The sequence below is a fragment of the Moraxella lacunata genome, from assembly GCF_900453205.1.
Classification (GTDB): Bacteria; Pseudomonadota; Gammaproteobacteria; order Pseudomonadales; family Moraxellaceae; genus Moraxella; species Moraxella lacunata_B.
In genome coordinates this window covers 383,795-406,260 of the sequence record NZ_UGQU01000002.1, presented here as the reverse complement: position 1 = coordinate 406,260, position 22,466 = coordinate 383,795, and the positions used below count along the sequence as shown (strand labels likewise).

General features: G+C 45.3%; 19 protein-coding genes and 1 CRISPR repeat array. Of the genes, 1 reads left to right on the top strand and 18 read right to left on the bottom strand.

The features are described 5' to 3' along the window. Positions 1 to 131 precede the first annotated feature (131 nt). A complete protein-coding gene (locus tag DX073_RS07390) occupies positions 132 to 2,654 on the top strand; it encodes a TonB-dependent receptor (RefSeq protein ID WP_115007055.1) in 2,523 nt (840 codons plus the stop codon). A 50-nt stretch (positions 2,655 to 2,704) separates the two neighbouring features. On the opposite strand, the gene DX073_RS07385 is transcribed toward DX073_RS07390, so the two are convergent. The 18 genes from DX073_RS07385 to dapA all read right to left on the bottom strand — a co-directional run bounded on the left by DX073_RS07385 (position 2,705) and on the right by dapA (position 22,358). Next, positions 2,705 to 3,571 carry a DMT family transporter gene (locus DX073_RS07385; RefSeq protein WP_115007054.1) on the bottom strand — a complete coding sequence of 289 codons (867 nt, stop codon included), beginning with the start codon at positions 3,569 to 3,571 and terminating at the stop codon, positions 2,705 to 2,707. A gap of 2 nt (positions 3,572 to 3,573) precedes the next feature. Continuing rightward, complete coding sequence (locus tag DX073_RS07380) at positions 3,574 to 4,359, bottom strand: hypothetical protein (protein WP_115007052.1); 786 nt, start codon at positions 4,357 to 4,359, stop codon at positions 3,574 to 3,576. An 11-nt stretch (positions 4,360 to 4,370) separates the two neighbouring features. After that, positions 4,371 to 4,970, bottom strand: a complete 600-nt coding sequence (locus DX073_RS07375) for a 2OG-Fe(II) oxygenase (protein WP_115007050.1) — start codon at positions 4,968 to 4,970, stop codon at positions 4,371 to 4,373. A 34-nt stretch (positions 4,971 to 5,004) separates the two neighbouring features. Then, positions 5,005 to 5,742 carry an IS1096 element passenger TnpR family protein gene (locus DX073_RS07370; protein WP_115007048.1) on the bottom strand — a complete coding sequence of 246 codons (738 nt, stop codon included), beginning with the start codon at positions 5,740 to 5,742 and terminating at the stop codon, positions 5,005 to 5,007. Between the two features lie 100 nt (positions 5,743 to 5,842). Next, positions 5,843 to 6,871, bottom strand: coding sequence for a transcriptional repressor TCF25 family protein (locus DX073_RS07365; protein WP_115007046.1), 1,029 nt, complete (start codon positions 6,869 to 6,871; stop codon positions 5,843 to 5,845). A gap of 75 nt (positions 6,872 to 6,946) precedes the next feature. Continuing rightward, positions 6,947 to 9,382: a DNA topoisomerase (ATP-hydrolyzing) subunit B gene (gene gyrB / locus DX073_RS07360; protein ID WP_115007044.1), complete on the bottom strand. Its 2,436-nt coding sequence runs from the start codon at positions 9,380 to 9,382 to the stop codon at positions 6,947 to 6,949. Positions 9,383 to 9,935: 553 nt separating this feature from the next. Continuing rightward, positions 9,936 to 10,586: a histidine phosphatase family protein gene (locus DX073_RS07355; RefSeq protein WP_115007041.1), complete on the bottom strand. Its 651-nt coding sequence runs from the start codon at positions 10,584 to 10,586 to the stop codon at positions 9,936 to 9,938. A gap of 356 nt (positions 10,587 to 10,942) precedes the next feature. After that, positions 10,943 to 11,210: a CRISPR direct-repeat array (repeat unit 28 nt; unit sequence TTTCTAAGTCATCTATGCGATGTGGAAT). A 177-nt stretch (positions 11,211 to 11,387) separates the two neighbouring features. After that, on the bottom strand, positions 11,388 to 11,987 hold the full coding sequence (gene cas6f, locus DX073_RS07350) for a type I-F CRISPR-associated endoribonuclease Cas6/Csy4 (protein WP_258556900.1): 600 nt from the start codon (positions 11,985 to 11,987) through the stop codon (positions 11,388 to 11,390). Between the two features lie 2 nt (positions 11,988 to 11,989). Continuing rightward, entirely contained in the window at positions 11,990 to 12,982 is a 993-nt protein-coding gene (gene csy3, locus DX073_RS07345; protein WP_115007037.1) for a type I-F CRISPR-associated protein Csy3, read from the bottom strand. 42 nt (positions 12,983 to 13,024) lie between these two features. Next, entirely contained in the window at positions 13,025 to 13,960 is a 936-nt protein-coding gene (gene csy2, locus DX073_RS07340; protein ID WP_115007035.1) for a type I-F CRISPR-associated protein Csy2, read from the bottom strand. Beyond that, entirely contained in the window at positions 13,957 to 15,354 is a 1,398-nt protein-coding gene (gene csy1, locus DX073_RS07335; protein ID WP_115007033.1) for a type I-F CRISPR-associated protein Csy1, read from the bottom strand. Before csy1 ends, csy2 begins: the two co-directional genes overlap by 4 nt. A gap of 324 nt (positions 15,355 to 15,678) precedes the next feature. Next, positions 15,679 to 17,586: a type I-F CRISPR-associated helicase Cas3f gene (gene cas3f / locus DX073_RS07330; protein ID WP_115007031.1), complete on the bottom strand. Its 1,908-nt coding sequence runs from the start codon at positions 17,584 to 17,586 to the stop codon at positions 15,679 to 15,681. Further along, complete coding sequence (locus DX073_RS07325) at positions 17,562 to 18,311, bottom strand: hypothetical protein (protein ID WP_115007029.1); 750 nt, start codon at positions 18,309 to 18,311, stop codon at positions 17,562 to 17,564. Before DX073_RS07325 ends, cas3f begins: the two co-directional genes overlap by 25 nt. Further along, the gene (locus tag DX073_RS07320) at positions 18,254 to 19,003 is read right to left on the bottom strand and encodes a P-loop NTPase family protein (RefSeq protein ID WP_115007027.1); all 750 of its coding nucleotides are present in this window, start codon (positions 19,001 to 19,003) and stop codon (positions 18,254 to 18,256) included. The genes DX073_RS07325 and DX073_RS07320 overlap by 58 nt, the downstream gene beginning before the upstream one ends. Positions 19,004 to 19,012: 9 nt before the next feature. Beyond that, positions 19,013 to 19,966, bottom strand: a complete 954-nt coding sequence (gene cas1f, locus DX073_RS07315; protein WP_115007025.1) for a type I-F CRISPR-associated endonuclease Cas1f — start codon at positions 19,964 to 19,966, stop codon at positions 19,013 to 19,015. Positions 19,967 to 20,353: 387 nt separating this feature from the next. Beyond that, complete coding sequence (gene purC, locus DX073_RS07310) at positions 20,354 to 21,067, bottom strand: phosphoribosylaminoimidazolesuccinocarboxamide synthase (RefSeq protein ID WP_115007023.1); 714 nt, start codon at positions 21,065 to 21,067, stop codon at positions 20,354 to 20,356. 80 nt (positions 21,068 to 21,147) lie between these two features. Further along, entirely contained in the window at positions 21,148 to 21,432 is a 285-nt protein-coding gene (locus DX073_RS07305) for a hypothetical protein (protein WP_115007021.1), read from the bottom strand. Positions 21,433 to 21,455: 23 nt separating this feature from the next. Continuing rightward, positions 21,456 to 22,358, bottom strand: coding sequence for a 4-hydroxy-tetrahydrodipicolinate synthase (gene dapA, locus DX073_RS07300; RefSeq protein ID WP_115007019.1), 903 nt, complete (start codon positions 22,356 to 22,358; stop codon positions 21,456 to 21,458). Positions 22,359 to 22,466: the final 108 nt, after the last annotated feature.

Genomic DNA, 22,466 nt, shown 5'->3' with positions numbered 1-22,466 from the left:
CATTGTAGCAAATTTTTACATAAAAGTAATGAGCTTTTATTTGTTATGTTATATTGTATAATTATATTTTTAAATATTATAATATTACTTAATCATGTTATTTTTTAAAATATTTATGAAGAGGATAGGTCATGAGGACTTATAAAACGCTTTCTTGTGCGGTGCTAGCCATCTTAGCCAACACCGCTTTTGCTCATGAAACACCAAATGGTGAACCTCACGTGGTTTTGGAGAACATGCATATCACCCTCAATCGCAGTCCTGTACAAGGACATGCCTTTGTGGGTAATCAAAAAGCCTCTGACACCACCGTCTCCAAATCCAAACTCCAACAACGCTCCGCCACACTGGGCAATGCCTTGTCAGGTGAGCTTGGCATTCATTCAAACCCCTTTGGCGGGGGTGCGTCTGCCCCTGTGGTGCGTGGGCAAGAGGGCGTGCGTGTGAAGGTGCTTAATAACGCACTGGGCGTAACGGACATGTCAAATATCAGCCCTGACCATGCTGTATCGGTGGATACTTTGCTTGCCAGTCGGGTGGAGCTTGTGCGTGGGGCAAGTACGCTTATGCACGCAAATGCCTCGCCTGCTGGGGTCATCAATGTCATAGACGGTAAAGTGCCAAGCCGTCTGCCGTCTGGGGTGGAGGGCGAGACTTTGTTTCGCTTTAACTTGGGATCGGACGAAAAGCTCATCACCTCATCGCTCGCTTTTCCATTGGGTAGTCGTTTGGCGATGCGTGTGGAGGGCTTGGCACGAGATGCCAATCCTTATAATGTGCCTGCCATTAAGTTTGATGATGAGACCTTAAAATATTTGCCAGATTCTTATAACAACACCAAAGCAAACACCATCGGCTTATCTTATATTGGCAATCAAGGCTATCTTGGCATTGCTCATACCTTACGCCGTGAAAATTATGGACTGGTGGGACATAACCACAAATTTGATGAATGTTCAGCCCACATCTTAGAGCCTGATGCTAAGTTGGGGCGAGGTCGGCATTATCTGACCATTTATCCGCACCTGATGGACGACAGCGATATGATTGATGCCTTGCATTTTCATTGTGGTAATGACCACGAGGCAGATCCCACCCACAGCCACGACAATGTCTATGGGCATAAGCACAACCACAACCACAAAGCCCCTTGGCTTGAAATGCGTTCTCGTAGTACAAGCCTACAAGGCGAGTTAAACAACCCTTTTGTTTGGCTGGATAAAATCAAGCTAAACTTAGGACAAAGCGACTATAAGCACACTGAATTTGACGAAGGCAAGCCGATTATGACAGGCAGTAAAGAGCGGTTTGTGCAGGGTAATCCTGTGTATTATGGCAATGATGCAAGGCTTGGCAAATTAAGTTTTCATCATACGCTGTTTGACAAATATGGACTGGTGTGGGGAGCAGATTATCAGCACAACCGCACACACGCCCTTATCCCAAGCATTAAGGAAAAACAAAGCAACAAGCGACCCTTAGTAGAAAACACCCAAGAAAGTTTGGGGCTGTTTGCCTTAACCAATGCCAAGTTTGGCAATCTAACGCTTGAAACAGGCTACCGCCACGAGAATACCAAAATTGGCGTGCATTATGACCTAGATGAGATTGACCACACCCTAAAAAGTTTTGGCAGACGCATTCGTCAAGAATACCCCGACCTAACTCCCTACAAAAACCACGCCACTTCATACGCCATCACCGCTCTTTGGGACATTACGCCCAAACTTCGCCTTGATACGACTTATTCGCACAACGAACGCATTCCCACACCGATGGAGCTTTATTATCACGGCAAGCATTTGGCGACCAATTCATTTATGTTTGGCAACAAAGCCCTGAACAAAGAAAAATCGGACAACCTAGAATTTGGGGCAAATTTTAAGGGCGATAAATGGAGTGTCAAAGGCAGTGTCTATGGCAATAACTTTGACAATTATATCCATCCAGAAAATCTGTATAAAGTTGGCAATCTTGCCATGAGACGCTTTACCCAGTCCAAAGCCAAAATTCGTGGGGCGGAATTAGAGATTGGCTATCAATTTAACCCCAATTACAAAGTATCGGTATTTGGCGACAAAGTGCGTGGCAGATTGTATGGATTTGACCCGATTTTTGTCGGCAACATCTATGGCGACCGACAACTGGTCGGTTACGAAGACCCAGAGGACTGTGGGTGGAGCAGAACGCACCCAGATTATGAAGAAGAATGTGCCATCTACAAACGCCCCATCATCGGTCAAGAAACCATCACACGCCCTGACCGCCACGCCCCTAGAATGTCGCCTGACAGACTTGGGTTTAGAATCAATGGCGAACACGGCAATTTTTCATCAAGCCTAGAATTTAGCAAAGTCTTTGCCCAAAATCGCACATCAGAGTCGGTTGCCGCCAAATACGACAGCGAATGCCCTTATCATAAGGCAGGGCGTGATAAATTATGTCCGATCTATATCAATGAAGATGCCACCAAAAGCTATAATCTACTTAATGTCGGCTTAGATTATCATCGTCATTTTGGCGATGTGGACACCACTTGGTCGTTGCGTGGCAATAATTTGTTAAACGAAAAAGTCTATATCCACAACTCATTTTTGCCCTTTGTGCCACAGCAAGGCAGAAATGTGAGTGTGTCGGTGAATATAAAATACTAAAGCCGATAAAACCCCCTTAAAATAAGGGGGTTTTAGGATTTTGATTGTCTTTATTGGGCTTGTTTTTGTTTAATCATCGGAATGACAGTCGATAACATCGCCGAGCCAATCACCAGCACGCTCCCAACCGCCATCAACAGCGTCATCGTCTCGCCCAGTAGCACCATTGCCAGTAGCACGCCAAATACAGGTTCTAAACTAATGAGCATGCCACTAATATGGGCGGGAGTTTTATTAAGTCCAATATTCCAAAGTTTATAGGCAAACCAACTACACCCCAGCCCCAGATAAATAATAGAAAATAAACCAAGCCAATTAAAATTCACTTGCCAATCTTTGATTAAAAATAATGATAAAGGCAAGCATAAAATCATTCCTTGTACCAATATTGCCGAAGTATAGACTTTATTATCTAGTTGTTTCATAATGTCTTTGGCAACATACAAACTTAATGCAAATCCAGTCCCTGCTAAAAATACCAATATAAGCCCAAACAAATTGACCGCTCCGTCATTTTGCGAACCCAATACCAATAAGCCAATGCCGATAAAAGCGATTAAACTTAACAGCCAATCATAAATCGCTACTTTTTGTTTAAATAATAAAAATCCCAATAATAATACCAATATCGGCTCCGTCCCAATCACAACTACCGCACTGCTTGCCGAAGTGTAAAACAATCCCATAAACTGCATAAAAATACCAATAGGAAACATCAAAAAAGACACGCCCCACAGTTTTGTGCGAATGCGTTTTTCTATCAAAGGATATGTTTTGATAAAAAAGGGTAAGACAATCAAACTTGCGATGATAAAACGAAGTTCAATCGCCATTGCAGGGTCAAACATGGAATAGGCATATTTGCCTGCGGTAAATGAACTTGACCAAATTAATAAAGCGATGATGATATAAGGCATTATTATTCCATTTTGGTTAATTGTGGAAAAATGGTTTTTGCCATTTCCCAATTTACACCATCACCACTTCTATATAATGAAAATGGAAAGACAGGGTCAGCCCTTACACCAAATTTATCGTACATTTTTAATTCCCAGTCACAATATTGATGATAAGGATAAAATCCATTTGCCATTCCTTGAAATTTTGGAAATTCTTTACAAGGTAAAATACCTAATTGTGATAAAATTCTAAGTAGCCAAATCCGAGATGCTTTATTGCTTTTTGGTAATATTTTGGCTTTGCTTATCAAGCTTTCTATTTGACTAGGGCTGTTACCAATTTCCATATTTTCAATAAAATTTAATAAATTATTTAATACTTTGGCATATTCTGGTAAATAAGGCTGTATTAATAATTCATCTACTTTATTGCTAGCCAAATTGGGATTTTTGATTAAATTATCAATATATAACAAATCATAATAACCTTCATACCAAGCATTTAACTCGGTTCGCCCAATTTCCAAATCTGTAAAATCATCAGTTTCATCGCTTGTTTTGGTCAGTCCACAAATATGACAAGGCACTTCATTTAATTCATAATGCAAGTAACCTTTATCATAAATCAAAGGCTGATAATCGTGTTCTGGAATTTGCCACATTGCATAAAAATTAGAAATGGGCGTTAATCCACGATGAAAACCCGTTGTCAATGCAATGATAAATAACTCGCTGACACGCTCTTTTAGTTGTGTGTTTTGAGTTATGGTTTTTGTTTTGGTTAAAATATCGTTATGATGTAGCATAAAACCATCCTTTAAGCCAAATCCCGTCTTAACCAAGTGGCAATAGAATAGCGGGTTTTATGGGTAATTTCCACTTGATGTAATAAATTGCTATCAAAAATAATCAAACGATTGGCTTTGGGTAATAATTGATGCGTTTTTTCGTTTTTGTCAATCACAGTAATCTGACCGCCATCATTTTCGCCCCATTCGTCATTTAAATAAAACACCGCCGAAATCACTCGCTCGTCTCGCCCTTTGGGGTTGTCTTTGTGCCACTTGTAGCCAAAGCCCGCAGGATAACAGGCATAATGAGCTTCTGATGAGCGAATGCCTGTGTATAGTGTGGCGTTAAAATACCGCCCAAGCTCATCAATCGCCCCAAGATATGCCGACCCCACAGGGCAGGACTCATCAATCCAGCGAATGCTGTCGCCACGAATGGCGGTCTCTCGCTCGCCATGTGCGAGCTTGGCTTCTTTATAGTCGATAAAACCGCTCTCATCTTGTAAGGCGGACAGGCTCTCAGAATCAAAGACGTCATCAAGCACCATCGTGCCTGTGGCGATAAAGTTGTCAAGTTTGGGGTCTATTAGGGCGTGCCAGTCGATGGCAAACGGTGTGGTTGTCATGGTGTATTCCTATGCGAAATGCCAAATATCAAAATCAAATCCCAAGCATCTCCATCGCACGCACAAGCTCGCTCTCGCCCTTGGCGGTCAGTTGTACTCTATGCGTGAGACTCACACAAGGCTTGATAAGCTCTCTTTTTAGCATTTCATCGGCAATGCCTGCCTCCACCAAATCACCAAAGCGTGTCGGATTGGTTGGGTCGCCCACGATAAGCATCATGGCGGACAACAAGGACAGCTCAAAATCCAGCTCAGGGCTGATGTTATTTGGGTCAAAGGGTGTATCTACAAACTCGTCAGACTCATCGGCATATTGGGGTGGCATCTCGCCCACGGCTTTGATGACGGTAAAGCGGTAGCTGTCAGCGTCATCGCTTTGGGTGATTTTTTCAATGCGAATGCGATGCAGCCAATCATCACCAAAATCAAACCAATAATAGATGTATTCTTTTTCGGCTAAATTTAGCTCATCTAGCGTGGTTGATGTGGGGTAGATTTTGTTTTCGCTGACAAATAAGTCATCATCCAACTGCCAACTGTCGTCCAGCAGAACGTGTTCATGACAATCATTAAACAGCTTATTAAAACTGTCCATTTTGCCCCGACTGATAAAAAACTGCCACAGATGTTCGTCATGGCGTTCAAACAGGCGAAATATCTCTTGATGCAATTCATCAAAGCGGATATTGCCCGACACTTCGACAATGCGGTGCAACTCGTTAATGGGGTAATGCGGTTCTACTAAGGATATTTTTAGGCGGTAGGTGTTCATGGGGGCTTCCTTTGATGTTGTGGATTTAAGATGATTTTAAAATTTGGGCGTGTCGGGGCGAATCACATTGCCCAAAGGCATGCCCACCCCATAGTACCATTTATTTTTTGTTGGGTGATTTTGGTTTTTTGTCCTGCTCGCTTGTGTGCTGTTTTAGCCAGTCCAACGCATCTTTTTGCCAAAACTGCCCATACTGTTGCCAAAACTCATAAGCCTGTGCAGGACTGCCAACCATAATACCACCATGAGCATAGCCGTCTGATGGCATGGTGTGGCGTTTTTTTAATAATTCTTTGGCACACAAAGGAAACTCTTGGATGGCTTTTTTTAGGTATTTGTCGGCACTTTTTTGCCCCAATTGCCATGACGCAAACGCCACACCATAAACGATACTGGGGTCAAAATCATCGGGGTAGGTTTTGTATAATTTGATGACTTCTTTGTATTTTTTGCAAAATAATAAGGATTGGACATACTCATGGCGTATGCCTAGATTGTCGGTCGGGCAGGCTTTTAACAAACGCTGTTGGATAAACATCACTTGTCTTATGTCATGATATCGCTCCATGATTTCTTGGGCGTAGCGAGCGTAGGCACGCAGAAAGGGGCGGTTTTCAACAAATCCCCAGTACAACTCATCTTTTTGCCAATCAAATCCTGCCTGTGCCAAGGCGTTAAGCCCAATGAGTACCGCCATGTTTAGTCGCATAAATCCTTTGTCTACAAACCAATCTGGGGCAAATTCGTAGGCGTTATACAAAAAGTCAATTCTTTGGGGGTATTTATCACAAAGTTTGTCTATCTTTTGGTAGGCTTTGTCTTCGGTTTTGGTGTTGTGGCTGTTGAATAGCTCTTCTAAGGCGTTATCCATGTCAATGTCTGCCTGGGGCATGTCCATGCTAATATCGTCCAAAAAATCCTTGTCGGTCAGCATTTTTTCCATGAATAATTCAAAGGCTTTTTCTTCGGACTTGATGTCTTCTTTGTCCAATAACGCAAGCACCTCAGGCAATTCGTTTTGAAATCTTGCCATGGTTTGGGGTTTTGGCTCATGATTGTTGGCAGAATCATGATAATGAAACAGCCAATCACCGCCATCATTAGAAACATATGTAGAGCAAACTCTCATAACAACTCCTGTTTTTTTAATCTGATTTTACAAAAGGGCGAATATCTCGCCCCATGTCATTAAGCCATTAAGTCATCACGTATCAATATCCGCATTCAACGCATTTTCTTCAATAAACACCCGTCTTGGCTCAACCTCATCGCCCATTAAGCAGTTAAACAGGCGGTCGGCTTCAATGGCATCTTCTATCGTGATTTTGAGCATATTGCGGTTTTCGGGGTCCATGGTCGTCTCCCAAAGCTGGTCGGCATTCATCTCACCCAAGCCCTTATAACGCTGAATGGCAAGTCCACGGCGAGCCTCCGCCATAAACTGCTCCCACAAATGGTCAAAATCTTTGACCGCAAAATCTTTATCACCCCGTCTGATAAAGCTCTCATCGGTCAGTAGCGTGTTCCAAGTACTTGATAATTTTAACAATTTGGCATATTCGCCCGAATTGACAAATAAGGGGTCAAGCGTATAATACTGGGGCAGTTTATGCACAAAAATGGTGATTTTTGGCAAAAATGTTTGGGTAGTTTCATTGTCCGCGCCGCCCACAGCCTCTAGGCTCACCTGTGGCAAAAGCTCGCTTGCCTTGTCATTTAGCACGTCAAGCAATTTGTCCGCCCATGCCTGCAATGCCACTTTGTCTTTTAGCATCTCATTTTCTAGCTTTGGCACAAAGGTTAGGGCATCGATGAGACTTTCAGGATATTTTTGGCTTAGGCGGTTTTTGGTGTTTTGAGCAAGGCTATAATCATTCAACAGACTCTCCAACGCCTCGCCACGAATGGCGGGGGTATCTTTACTCAAAAACAGTTGATTGTCGTCAATCGTGGACGAGAGTAGATAAGATTTTAGAGCGTCATTGTCTTTTAGGTACAGCTCTTGCTTGCCCTTTCTGACCTTATAAAGTGGGGGCTGGGCGATGTAGATATGCCCACGCTCAATCAGCTCTGGCGTTTGACGGAAAAAGAACGTGAGCAGTAGCGTGCGAATGTGCGAGCCGTCTACGTCAGCGTCCGTCATGATGATGATTTTGTGATAGCGAAGTTTGTCGGGATTGTACTCATCCTTGCCAATGCCTGTGCCGAGTGCTGTGATGAGCGTGCCAACTTCGGCAGATGACAGCATTTTGTCAAAACGGGCTCGCTCCACGTTTAGGATTTTACCTTTTAATGGCAAAATGGCTTGTGTTTTTCGGCTACGTCCTTGCTTGGCAGACCCGCCTGCACTGTCCCCTTCCACAAGGTACAGCTCGGATAAGGCAGGGTCTTTTTCTTGGCAGTCCGCAAGTTTACCCGGTAGTCCTGCGATGTCTAGCGTGGTCTTACGGCGTGTCATCTCACGAGCCTTACGAGCCGCTTCTCTTGCACGAGCTGCGTCTAGGATTTTACCTGCGATTGCTTTGGCGGACGCTGGATTTTCAAGCAAAAACTCGGACAGCTTTTCGTGCATGGCCGTTTCAACGGCAGATTTGACTTCGCTGGATACAAGTTTGTCTTTGGTCTGTGAGCTAAATTTGGGGTCTGGCACTTTGACCGACACAATCGCCACAAGCCCTTCACGAGCGTCATCGCCTGTTACCGCTACTTTTTCTTTTTTGCCGATGTTTTCGCTGTCCATATAGGCGTTCAGACAGCGAGTCAGAGCCGAGCGAAAGCCCGATAGGTGCGTGCCACCGTCTCGTTGGGGAATGTTGTTGGTAAAGCACAAAACCTTTTCATTATAACTGTCCGACCACTGCAAGGCGACTTCCACGCCAATGCCGTCCGTGCTTTGGGCGGTAAAATGAAAAATGTCGTTTAGGGTTTGTTTGCCGTCATTGATGTAGCCGACAAATTCGCCAAGTCCACCTTTATGCTCAAAAATGTTTTGCGTACCGTCTCGCTCATCGGTCAGCACAATACGCACGCCCGAGTTCAAAAAGGACAATTCACGCAAGCGTTTGGCAAGAATATCATAATCAAAAATCGTCCCCGTAAAAATCTCATCGCTTGGATAAAAGCGAACTTCGGTGCCTTTTTTGTCGGTTTTGTCAAGGCGTTTTAGGGGAAAATCAGGCACGCCGTCCGTGTAGTCTTGGGTGTGGGCGTAGCCGTCCCGCCAGATATTGAGCGTGAGTTTCTTAGACAACGCATTGACCACCGACACGCCCACGCCATGCAGACCGCCTGAGACTTTGTAGTTGTTGTCGTCAAACTTACCCCCTGCGTGAAGCACGGTCATGATGACCTCAGCTGCCGACACGCCCTCCTCGGGGTGAATGTCCACAGGAATGCCCCGTCCGTTGTCCATGACCGACACCGACTCATCGGCATGAATGGTAACAAGCACTTCATCACAATGCCCAGCGAGTGCCTCGTCAATGGCGTTATCCACCACCTCAAACACCATGTGGTGCAAGCCCGAACCGTCATCGGTGTCGCCAATGTACATACCAGGGCGGACTCGCACCGCTTCTAATCCACGCAAAACTCGCACGCTACTGGCATTGTAGTCGTTGGTAGGAAGTTGCTCGCTCATAAAAATCCTTTGGCATACGCCTAATTCTTTGAAAAATGTGGGTTATTATAGCATTTTTTGCCCAAAAAAGCACAGCTAAAAGGCTTGGCCTGGCGATGATGTTTCACGTGAAACGCTATTTATATATGTAAAGCTAACAAAATTGAATTTTACTACGAAAAACGTTTGCCACAAGCTTGCCTGCGGGTCGGTTTCCGTCATGGTTAGACTTAGCTCACCACGAACGAAAAACCGTAGCACTTTTTCATTTTGTAGAGTGTATGTATCATCAGTTCATTTATCAAGACAAGCCATGGTGATAACCCCAAGACAACCCAACCAAATAACTTTTAGCCCAAAAACAGCAAAACCGCAAATAAACATTTGCGGTTTTGCTGTATAGGAGATGTTTCTCCGTGTGTCCATAACTTCTATCCATAATATCAGCGTTCATCCGTGTTGGTATGTCCGTGTACCCTCTCCTTGCTGATGAGTGTATTATGCCAAAACGGTAACCATAAGAAAATACGCAAAAATCGCAAAGTTTTGTCAGTATTTTCTTACAAATTCAAAATCAATCATCGCCCCTAGCTCTTACCTTGCTTATCGTACTATGTCCGTCATCGCTTATCATCAGATAGACTTCACAGTTTTTGGGGCGGACGGCAAGTTCAAACTCTCTAAATTTTATCATATTAAACAGGCGTGGACACTCGCCCCCATGATAGCCAAGCACAAGTTGCCACATGAGCATACCTAGCCACATACCATGCGTAAAGACTACATAAGTGCCGTCTGGCAAAGCATCAAACGCATCACGCACCGCCTTAACACGCTCTGCAAGGTTTGTAAAATTATCGGTTGTGGGGCTGTCGGTGTGGGTTTTGTCATTATTTGCCCAGTAGTCGTCCGCCATTTTGACGATTTGGGGCAATGTCAAATCCTTGATATGCTCATAATCTAGGTAATTAAACTCTCTTAAATCATCAATCTGTACAGGGGTCATGCCCGTCTTATCCAAATAAGGCTGTGCCGTCTGGTGCGTGCGGATATAGGACGACACAAAAACCTTATCAGGCATGGGGGCGTGTGTGATGAGCCAGTCCGCCACGTCTGTCGCTTGGGCTTGTCCGAGCTTGGTAATGGCAATCTTATGGTTTGGACGAATGGCGTGTCCTGCGTTGGATTCGGATTGGGCGTGGCGGATTAGGTAGAATTTTTTCATGGCGGTTTGGGTTTGGGCTTATGCTTGATTTTGGGACTGGCAGTATGATGATTGTAGCGTGATTATCTGAAAAATGCAATGAATGGGCGTGGGTTTGAGTGGTGTGGTATGCACTCTACAAGGCTAGCATACCTTTACAAACCCGTAGTAAACATCAAGTTTGTTGGGTGTAATTTTTTAAAATAAGTGGTCGGATAGTCATTTTTCATGTAAAAAATAAGGCTCTGGTTCAAAAAGTATGCTACAAAGAAAACCGTTCGTGGTGAGCTTGGGAAACCTAACGGTTTTCCTACCCGCAGGCAGGCTCAGGGCGAACGGAAAACCTAGTTCAGCATACTTTTTAGACCACTACCAAATTTCTAAGTCATCTATGCGATGTGGAATTTGCCCTTGGTTATGCTGTTGTAGATTTGCTCTTTCTAAGTCATCTATGCGATGTGGAATGATGGTGGTCGAGCCAAATATAACCATCAGGATTTCTAAGTCATCTATGCGATGTGGAATATGATTGCCTTGCATGGCAACAAACAAATTTGTTTCTAAGTCATCTATGCGATGTGGAATTCATGTGGATAGCTATCATCGCAGGTGTGCTTTTTCTAAGTCATCTATGCGATGTGGAATAAGAATTATACAACATAAAACCCACTTATATCAAGGCTTACAGCCATATTTTGGGCGTTTACCCAATGTTTTTTCGCCTTTTTATAAGTGTTTGATTTTTATCAAGTTTTTAAATAGTCAAAAAATAAAGAGTGTAAACCTGTATCATGCCCCTTATTTTGGCACAACCAACCCCAATCACCAATGCGGAACGCTTGCCTTGGTCTCGTCATTAATGTTAGTAATGCCATAGGTGTTAAACACCCCCGTTTGTGGCTTGGCGACCGTATATTGGCGGATATGCAGATGATACTGCCGTTGGTTGGTCTCGCTTTTTAGGCGGACAAAGGGGTAATTTTTGGCTTTTTTCTTGTGGGCAAGGCAATGCTCCAACGCCTGCTCCACTGTCAAATTTTTAAAATCAGCAAACCGCTCCACCTGCTTGCCCAAGTCATAATGGCGATAACGCTCCACCACCACATAGCCTGTCGCTCGCTCGCCAACATCCGCTATCGCTTTCATATGTACATAATCAGACAGGCGAGACAGGCGTAGGGGTAAATCGAGCTTATCAAGCTCATCACGACTTGGGGCAAACACCCGCAAGCGACTGCCGAGCGTGCCTTTGTCGTACTGCTCGCTGTAGCGATAATCAGGGAATGCTACGCCAATGGTATTGATGCCATGCCCATTTGCCACGTCCGCAAGAGCGATATGAAGCTGGTTGTAGAGCTTGCTCCATATCGCATAGGGCGGTATGTCATCGTTTGGGATTAGGGTAATTTCTTGATAAACCATGCTCATTCCTTACCGCTTTCGCCAAACACGCCACCACGAATTAATACGCCCATGACGTAGTGTTGCTCGTTGTCACTTGGGATTTTGCCGTCTTTAACCCAGCCGTCAAACAAGCTATAAAAGTCCTGCTTTTCTTTGGGCTGACGAAATGCCGTGCCAAGGGTCGTAACCGCTCCATAAGGCTCGGTCGCCACAGGAAACTCGGCATTTGGATACCAATCATCAATCGTACGAATGGCGTTACTGACCTTTTGTGAGTGCATACCGGCACGGTTTTGGCTCGTGTCGCCCACACGATAAAGCACCTTGCTTTTTTTACTGCCTGTATCCAAAATCAGCTCTTGGGACGGATACACTTCTTGTCCAAATCCGACTTTGGCATGAGCTTCCACCGTCAAAATGGTGAATTTATCGCCCATGAGTCCGCCTTTTATCCAGCTTGCCAAACGAGCCAATTTGTCATCTTGATAATCAAAATTGTTGAGCGACAATTCACGAGCGTTGGCAAATTTCACCGACTCATCGCCAAGCGTTACCACCACCGACACCGACTCCGCCCCCATGCGGTTTCGCCACAAAAAGCGAGCGTTGGCAATGTTGTAGGCATAGCGTCTGGCAAGCTCATCAAATCCGTGTTCGTCTTTGTAGGCTTGCACCACATCAAGCAGGGCGTTTTGGTAGGCTTGTTCGTTGCAGACGTTGGCTTTGCCGTCAAAGGGCAGTACCTTGACCGTAAAGCGAGTGATGAGCGTGTCGCACGACTCGTCCAAAAAACTTGCATCCACGGTTTGCAAATTTGCCTTTTGGATTTCAGAGTCCAGCTTGGCAGGGTCGCTGGCAATGGCGTTTTTTAGGCGATTGCTGATTGTGCCACGCACGGACTTTTCTTGGACAAGTACAGGCATTTTGTCTTTACCATTGGTTTGCCAAAAGGTTGCGTCCGAGATGTCAAGTTTGCGTTCAAAAGCAAGCACGGAAGGGGTTTTTAGGGTCATGACAATTTCCTTTATTGGGTTAAAGTTGGTTAAAGGTTAAAATTACAAATATTTAGAATGCTTAATCACATATAAATCACAAGTGTCATCATAATCGCCATACCACAACGCAGAATCTAGATCATCTATGCGATTGGCAAATCGCCACTTGCCAAGCGAATATACCGCTTCCACAAACTGAGCAGGGTACTCGTCCGAGCGAGCGTTGCTCATCTGCCCCTTGTTGTATTTGTCCGAGATACCAACAAAGCCCACAGGCATAGGCACAAGCCAGCCACGTTGTTTTTTGACCGAATGAGTCGTCCACTCAGACTGGCTATCCGTGGGCGGTGTGTGGTGCAACACCGCCGTCTCAATGAGTGCATCTAGGGCGGTGGCATTGGGATTTTGCTCTTGTAATTCTTGGGTAATCTTGCCAAGCTCATCATGGGCGGACGTGATGATAAAGGCAGGACATAGGCGAGATTTTTGCTCATCGATGTCGTCTTTTTTGACAAAATGCACGCCACTCATGCCTGTTAGACTGCCGCCTGCCCAGCGTTGGGATAGGGCAAATTCTTGCACGTTTTGGGTGAGCTGATTTGCTTCATCTTCGGTCAAATCCTGCACGCTGTCTTTATACACACCGATGAGTAAAGAGATGGTGAGATGACAACGCCCTTCTTCGATGATTGGGGCGGTTTTGCCTGATTTTAAAATGGGGTTGCGAGTTTGGGCGAAGGTTTTGTCCTTATAGCCTTCTTGGTAAGTTTGAACTTGGCAATCAAAACACGCCACCAGCACACCGTCCAAGCGAATATTTTCAAAACCCATAAGGCTTGATACTTTACGGCTTAGGCTGTGCGTTGCCCCAACAAATCCTGTCAAGGCAGGAAAGCCATAAGTCAAGGGAGCGGAGACGGCATTGGCATTGATGATTTTGAGACGGTCAAGGCGAACATAGCCGACCAGCGAATGCTGTGGATAAATAAAACTCATGTCAATACTCCTTGCCCCAAACGCAAACTTGCGTTAAAGGTGTCTTTAAATTCTTTTTGCCAATGCTCAAACTCCGCCCGTCCAAATTCTAGCTCTACCGCTTGCTTGTTTTTCTTTTTTTGCTCTTGCTGATAATAAGCCAAGCGTTTTTCAAGCTCGTTTTGAATCCAATGGGCAAAATCTTTTTGTACATCGTTTTGCCAGTTTTTGCTCTCATGATTTCTTTTAAATTTGTCTTCGCCGTCAAGCTCGCCACGCTTTGGGTCTAGCCAGTATTTTTGGTGCAAGGCAAGTTTATAAGCCTTTGACCAGCCTGCTTCTTTCTGACGGATAGCATGGGCGACTTGTAGTACGCTTAAGATAATATTTTGCAAAATGTCATCACGAGCGGTGCGAACGTCTATGGTGTTTTTGTGGTTTTTATTGACACGAACAAGCAGTTTAAAAAGCTCGTCCATATCATCTTTGACCACATAGGCTAGCGACTTGCCAAAAATCGTCTTGGCTGTCTTGGCAAAAGACAAATCGCTACTGCCTGTAAAGGTGGGTGGGTAGGACGGTAAAAGATAGGTTTTACCCCCTTGACGGCTGACAAGTTGAGAGATGTTTTGGGGCTTTGTACCACCAAGCTGTATCGTTGCCAAATCCACAACCGACACATAAGCGGTCGTCTCTTTGCCCTTAAAGCGGTTGTCTCGGGCTTGTTTGTTGGCGTCTGAATAGCGTAAGTGATTGATTTTATGAAAAACATCATGGCTAAGAGCGGACGCAAACAGCGGTATGATGAGATGATATTCATCATCAGGCAATGCCCAAAAAAGCTGTTTGTTGCGTTCGTGCGTGGCAGGTACGTCCTTTTTGCCTGTGAGCGTGTCATAAAAAATCTGCCGATAGTCATCACAAACCGCCACGTCATCATGAAATGCCCCCACCAAGGCAGGGTGTTTGTCGGTGATAAGCTGTCTTATTTTGATGTCGCCCACTTGCCAATCAAAAAAGCTCGCCAGTGGCAGGGCAGCAGCGTTGCCGTTGGCATCAAGGCTTGGTGTATCAAGGGTGTGCGTGCCGACAAATGGGCAGGGTGTGGCGTTGGCGGTGATGTTGTCGCCTTTGGCATCGGGGTGTACGCCTTTTGAGATGTGCGTGCCAAATTTTAGCTGAGTTGCCATTTTTTTGGCATCGCTAAGCCATGTTTGTTTTTGGTATTTGGCTTGTATGGGGGCAAGTGCTTCTTGGGCTTGGGCGATTTTGGTGGGTTCGCCTGCTTCTGTGGCTTTGGCAAGCTGTTTTAGCTCTTTGTCGGCTTTTTTGTGAAATTGAGCGAGCAAAAACTCATCAATCGCTCGCTTGATGTCATCGGTTGTCAAATTGGTGTTTGGGGTCGGTGCCGTCATGGGATTTCCTTGTTATTTTTAGGGTATTAAAGCATATTTAAAAATTGATTTCAACCATTATATTTGTAAAATGTATGTGAAATTTTGTTATTGATAAATAAATCAAGTATAATATAAAGTTCATCGCAAAGATGACTTAGAAAATTATGTATGTTAAATACACATTCCACATCGCATAGATGACTTACACTCTACAAAATGAAAAGTGCTACGGTTTTTCGTTCGTGGTGAGCTTGGGAAACCTAACGGAAACTGACCCGCAGGCAAGCTTAAGGCGAACGGCTTGTGTAGTAAAATTCAATTTTGTTAGCTGTATTTACCACGTTACCGCTCATACACCCCAAACCGCTCATCAAAATAATAGCCGTTATGATAATCATCACGAATGGTCAGCACGCAAAAGCGAATGATGAGCGTATTGACAGACGTGTCTGGATAATACTCCCTAAGCTTGGCAAGCTCGTCCGATAGATTGGCGGTCAGCCATGTATCAAGATTGGGATTTTGGCACGTTATCGCCTTTGGGATAATCTCATGGGTTGTTTTGGCGTTCGCCACACCGTGCATCTCTACGCTGTCATAGGACGAGATATTTAGGGTGTTATCAAGCGGATTGACGATAAAATCTGTCTGCTTTTGACTTTGGCGAAATGGTGTCAGACAAGACAAATGAACGTGCAGACGGTTGGCGGTATCTGGCTCATAATAAGCATTGACCACATTGATGTCATCATTGTTCATCAAATCCTGCATGACGGCGTGTTCTAAATCCGCCAGATTCTTTTTGGGTTCTGGCGTAGCGGATTTGCTAATCCGAGCGACCGATGAAATGCGTTCATAATCTGCCTGTTTGATAAGTTTGCTCACTTGGTGCGTGGCAAGGGGAAAACGCTCGCTTTCAAATCCCGGTCGGCAAAAAGCAATGTCTTTATCCTTTAACGCCCTGATATTTTTATTCCAAATGGCAATATTGGGAGCAAAAGCCACCTTATCGGTGCGATGTCGCCACACTCGCCCTGCTGTTTGTATGATAGACCTCATGGAGCTTGGCTCAATCATCGCCCAATCATAATCATGGTCTCGCCCCACTTCCGCCACAGGCGTGGCAAGTACCATAAAGATGTGGTGCGTTTTGTCGGGGTGCTTGGCAAGGTTGTCTATAATATCAGGATTGTTGGCAAGAGCCTTTGGGTCATGGCGATTTAGGAGTTTATCAAGTCGCACTTCCAGCTGATTTCGCAAAATAAGCACTTGTCTTGCATGATAGCATGCCAAATAAAATTGACAACCGTCAAACCCTGCCATGTCGCCCGTCTCGTGCATGGCTTTGGCGATACCGATGAGTGGATTGATGTTTGCCATGCGAATAAGCCCAATACTTACCGTCTTACCATGAATTTGGGTGTGATGTAAGTCGTGCAAGGCTTTGGCTTTGTCAAACAGCACGCCTGCCATGTCTTTATAAAACTCGTCATCGTCTTCATTATCCATCTCATCAATCAGCAAAATCTCGCCCCAATGACGCACAGCATTGTCATTTAAATGCTTGACACGCCCCCTAATAAACTGCTCATGATAAGCATCAAAATCATCTGCCACTTGTACCGCTTTGCTCACATTTTCATCAAACCACGCGCACACCACCTTTGGGGTAGGTTTGCCAAAATTAGCGTTATAAATCATACGTCCGCTCTGATACGCCTTAAACAGCCCTGCCACCAAATCAGGGGGTAATGTCGCAGACGACAACATCACCCGAGAACCAAACATTCCTGCCAAATGCACGAGGCGAGACAAGGCAGGCAGGTCGTTTTGGTCAAAATCATCAGGCTCATCAAAAATCACATCACTACTAAACAGCCGTAACATCGGTACGATATACCGCCCACCACGCTTGCACTCGCTGGCTTGCATTAGGTGGTCTATGGTGCAGACTGCCACAGGGGAGGCTATCAGGCGTTTGGCGTGGTCGCTCTCTACGAGCGTGCCAAGATTTAGCTCGCCCAAATCCGTGTCAATGTCGCTATCCACAAATTCATCTAGCAATCTTTGGGCGGACTCACTGCCTGTATCCGAGCCTATCTCGGTGTCATTGTCGCTGTTTTGCAACTCAAAAAGCTGTTTTTGTGCAAGACCGCCCACCAATACGGCAAGCTCTTTATCCGTCAAAGCCAGTTTTTGGCGTAGGCTTTGCCCTGTTTGTAAGGTCAAAACACGAAGCCCCAACGCCACAGTAAGCCTTGCCCCCCCTTATTAGGGTCGGTCAAGGCGTACATGATACGAGCATTGGCAAGCGTTTTGCCTTTGCCTGTGCTTGCCATATTTATCCCAAAAAAGCCGTGTGTATCGGTCGCTTCACGGTGTTTTAAAGCGGTTTTAAAGGCGGTATTTTGCCACAAAAATCCGTCCGTATCGGTATTTTGCAATAAAGGATTGTGGTTTTGTAGGGTTGGCAAATTTTCATGCAACGTTGGCAAAATCCGCACAAATTGAGCACTAAATTGTGCCACGCCTAATAAATGCTCGTCTAATGTTTGTTTGATTTGTGTTTGCTTGGCTTGTGTTTGTGTGATTTGGTTTTTATCATCAATTTTAATGGTATTGGCAATAAGGTTTGGGTCAAATTTTCCTTGATGCCGTTTTTTATCATCTTTTTTTAAACCAGAATAATTATGGTCAGCGGTCATGAGTGATAGCCGTGATAAATGCAGTAAAAATGGGTCGGATACCGCTTGGGGGTATTGCTTGATAAGGGTTTGCAGATAGGGCGAATTTTGGGCTTTTGTGGCGTAGCGTTTGAGCTGTTTTTGCCACAGTTTGTTGTGCAAAATAAACTGTTTAAAGCTAAAAAAGTCGTCCGCCTTATTGCCCTTATTAAGCACCCAATGCTCTATGGCTTCTAGACTTGCCAAATAACTTTGCACATCGCCTGACAAACAGTTTGGTGTGCTATACATTTCAGGCTTTTTAAAATAATAAGCGTGTGCAGTGGCAGACGATGATGTGTTACAACAAGCCAAATAATCCATTTGGTTAAAGGTGGTAGCTTACCCATATCCGCTTTATCTGGCGTGCCAAAATCGGACAAAGCCGGCAATGCCTTATCTGCCAGATACTCATCAACATGAGCGAGGCGTTCAAATACTGCTTGGTCGCTCGTGCAGTCGCCCACCAGCCAGACGATGAGTTTTAACGACACCCATTCGTGGCGGTAGGGGTCACAGATGTTGGTGGTGGCAAAGAGTTTATTTTGAAAGCCTATCGTGGATTTGCCGATGTCATGGAGCAGTCCTGCCAATGTGGCGATGATGCCAATGCCGTCCAAAAACTGCCAGTTATTCTCCCAATCATGGTGCAAAATAGAACGTCTGGTACGATTCACGGCTACGCCCCCTGTGGTGTTAAATTTGGATTTATTCCCCACCACCCAAACAAGCTCAGTGCGGTGGCGAGTGGCGATACGGTGGCAGGCAACTGCGGTGGATTTACTGGCGGTGGATTTTAAGAGCTCGTACACCGTTTTTAGACCAATCTCGGTGATGTTGGTTTGCCAAACGTTGTCGCCAATGCGACTTGCAAAAGCGTCCAAAATCTTACGAGTGCGTTTAATGGCTTTTTTCTGGCATTTAGAAATAAAGGTTACAATCATGCAAAATCCTTATCCAAATTCCTTGTTTAGAGCAAGCCCCTTTACCGTCTCAAACATCACATCAAGGGCGTGATAATCGGTAAAATAGGATAAGCAGAGTTCACGAAATTCCTGCTCACGAGCATTATCAGACGCACACATAAAGGCAAGTGGCAGGATAATTGTATCCTTGACAATGTCGGCAATATCAAACACCAACGCCCCACGCCGAGTTTTGCCATGCATGACCGCAAATCCGTGGGCAATGCCGAGAACCCAAGCGGTGGTCGCCCCCAAGCCATATGCCAAATAATTGCCGTGATTTAAAAACTGATTGGCTTTATCCACGCCGTCATAATCACGGCTAAATCCCTTATAACCTGTGTGTTTGACAGCAAATTTATACAGCTCTTTGGTCATACGCCCTTCTAAGGCAAGCAGGTCTGATACGCTATTTTGCCCCAAAATCTGGGTACGGTAGTGATTTTGTAAGCTTATGATTTCATCACATTTACTATCAAACCCCGCCCCACGCAAGTCCTTATCACGCCCCCATACGTCATTCATAAAATCAAGCCGAGCCATTTGCAAACGTTTTGCCATTGCCAGACGTTTGTCATCGTCCCACCACCACGACAGCCAGCCTTGAATGTATTCGGTGGGGCGGTATTCTGATTGTGGGGTCAGCCACTCAATCTCACTCCCCATAAACAAAGGTGTGCCGCCACCCCCACAAAAGCCAATCAGCACGCCTGCACTTGCTAAGAGTCGCACCGCAGACTGGGTAATGGACGTACCTGTGCCAAGTAGTATCACGGTGGTGTTGGCAATGGGGATATTGTAGTAGAGATTTTCTTTTTTACTTTCGGTCAGATACAGCACTCGCCCGTCGTTTTGCATGACTCGGCAATGTTCTAAATAATACAAATTGGCACGTTTGGAATGTAAAATGGTTTTTAGGTCGGTGGGGCGTAGGGTGTCCATGTTTTTCCTTACAAATAACATGGATATTAACAGATGTATACTGCATCGTCAATCGTTGGGGTAGATTGGGGCGGGCTGGGGGGGGTGGATTAGGCAGGATTTGGATGGTGGTATTTTGAGTAGGCGTGTAGGGGCATGATGGACTCATGCCACGTTTTGAATACAAGAAATAAAGCGCATAAAAGCCAAATCCATCCAATCATACCTAACAAGCTCAATGTCATCACAGGCTTTGGGCATGCTGGACACACCTATAAACATCAATATTAAAGGGACGTAGAAAGCACGCCCCCACAAATGAATTTCTTTTTAAAATTTAGCATTGGTGCAAATTGGGGTAAATATCATAAAAAAAACAAGGGCGATAACCGCCCTTGTTCACGTCTATCAGTCAAGCGGTACGCCGATACGTCTTGCCACTTCTTCATAACCTTCAACGACATCGCCCAAACCTTGACGGAAACGGTCTTTGTCGAGTTTTTTCTTGGTTTCTTTATCCCACAAGCGACAGCCATCTGGCGAGAACTCATCGCCTAACACCACACGCCCATGAAACAGTCCAAATTCTAATTTAAAATCCACCAGCATAAGACCCGCTTCATCAAAAATCTGACTTAGCACGTCATTGACCTTGTGAGTCAGCACACTCATCTGCTCCAACTCGTCTGCGGTGGCATAACCTAAGGCAATGGCGGTACTTGGGGCAAGCATGGGGTCGCCCAATTTGTCGTCTTTATAAAACAGCTCAAAGGTCGGTGGCATGAGTGGCAAGCCCTCAGCAAGCCCCAAACGCTTGGCAATACCGCCAGCTGCATAGTTACGCACCACGCACTCTACGGGTATCATTTTTAGGCGTTTGACCAGCACTTCATCATCAGACAGCTCACGCTCAAAATGCGTCTCAATGCCAGCATCTGCCAGTTTGCCCATGATAAAGTTATTAAAGCGGTTATTTACTCTGCCTTTGCGGTCAAGCTGAGCGATTTTTTCGCCATTAAAGGCGGATGCATCGTTACGAAAATGCAAAATCAGATAATCAGGGTTGTCCGTTTCATAGACAGATTTGGCTTTGCCAGTATAAAGTAGGGCTTGCTTTTGCATGGGTTTCTCCGTTTTGTGGCGGTTTGCACGATAAATTTACACAATAAAAAGGCACGAACAGCAACGCTCGTACCAAACCATCATCTCACCTGTGGTGGTCTAGGTAGCTCGTACTGCTTGCCTGACTCGTTGGTCGAAGGGACAACCTCGCCTGCCACCTCTGGCACGTCATATAGGGGGATAAATGGGGCAGACGCTTGGTTAGCAGGTAGGCGGATAGGGTCTAGCTTGGTGGCGTGGACATAGTCCAGACTGCCGTTATCACGCTTGCCCAGCACACCTTTGATGCTTTGACAGCCCGTCAGTAGCACCACACTCATCATGGCAAGGGCGGTTAATTTTAGCGTTGTTTTTAGCGTTGTCATGTTATTCTCACTTATTCTTACTGTTAAATCAAATTGGCTTTTTGTAGTGCCTGGTCAATGATGGGTTGATTGCCTGCTGACAGCCACACCAAAGGCAAACGAATGCCCGTGTCAATCATGCCCATCTTGTGCAGGGCATATTTGGCAGGTTGGGGGCTAGATTCACAAAACAGCTCTTTGTGCAAATGCTCAATACCTTGGTTGATGGTACTTGCTTCATCAAACTTACCTGCCAAAGCTAAGCTAAAAATCTCGCTCATGGCTTTGGGAGCGACATTGGACGTTACTGAGATGTTGCCCTTCGCTCCAAATTTCATGAGTTCTAGGGCGGTTGGGTCATCGCCTGATAGCACCACAAGACGCTCGCCCACCCGCTCAATGAGCGACTTACCACGCTCCAAATCGCCTGTGGCATCTTTGATGGCGACAATGTTAGGGATGTCGGCAAGGCGTGCCACGGTGTCCTCTGCCATGTCCACGACCGTCCGCCCTGGGACGTTATAGAGAATCTGGGGAATGTCTACCGCTTCGGCAATGGTCTTATAATGCTGATACATGCCCTCTTGGGTGGGTTTGTTATAATAAGGCACAACCAAAAGGGCAAAATCCGCCCCCACTGCCTTAGCGTGGGCGGTCAGCTCAATGGCTTCGGCGGTGTTATTCGCCCCTGTCCCTGCAATCACAGGAATGCGACCTGCCACACGCTTAACAAAAAATTCAATCACATCGCCATGCTCTTTCATAGAAAGCGTTGCCGACTCGCCTGTCGTACCCACCGCCACCAAAGCGTGCGTGCCAGACTCAATCTGCCAGTCAATCAATTTGCCCAAAGCCTCATAATCCACCGCCCCGTCTGCCGTCATGGGCGTGACCAGTGCCGTCATCGAGCCTTGTAGTCTTGCCTTCATCTCATCATAAGTTGCCATAAAACACCTGATTTATCATTTTGTATCGAATGGCTTAGTTTAACATTTTACTGGGTGTTTTAAAATGCTTAAATTAAAATTATTGTATTTATTGGAATTTTAAAATAT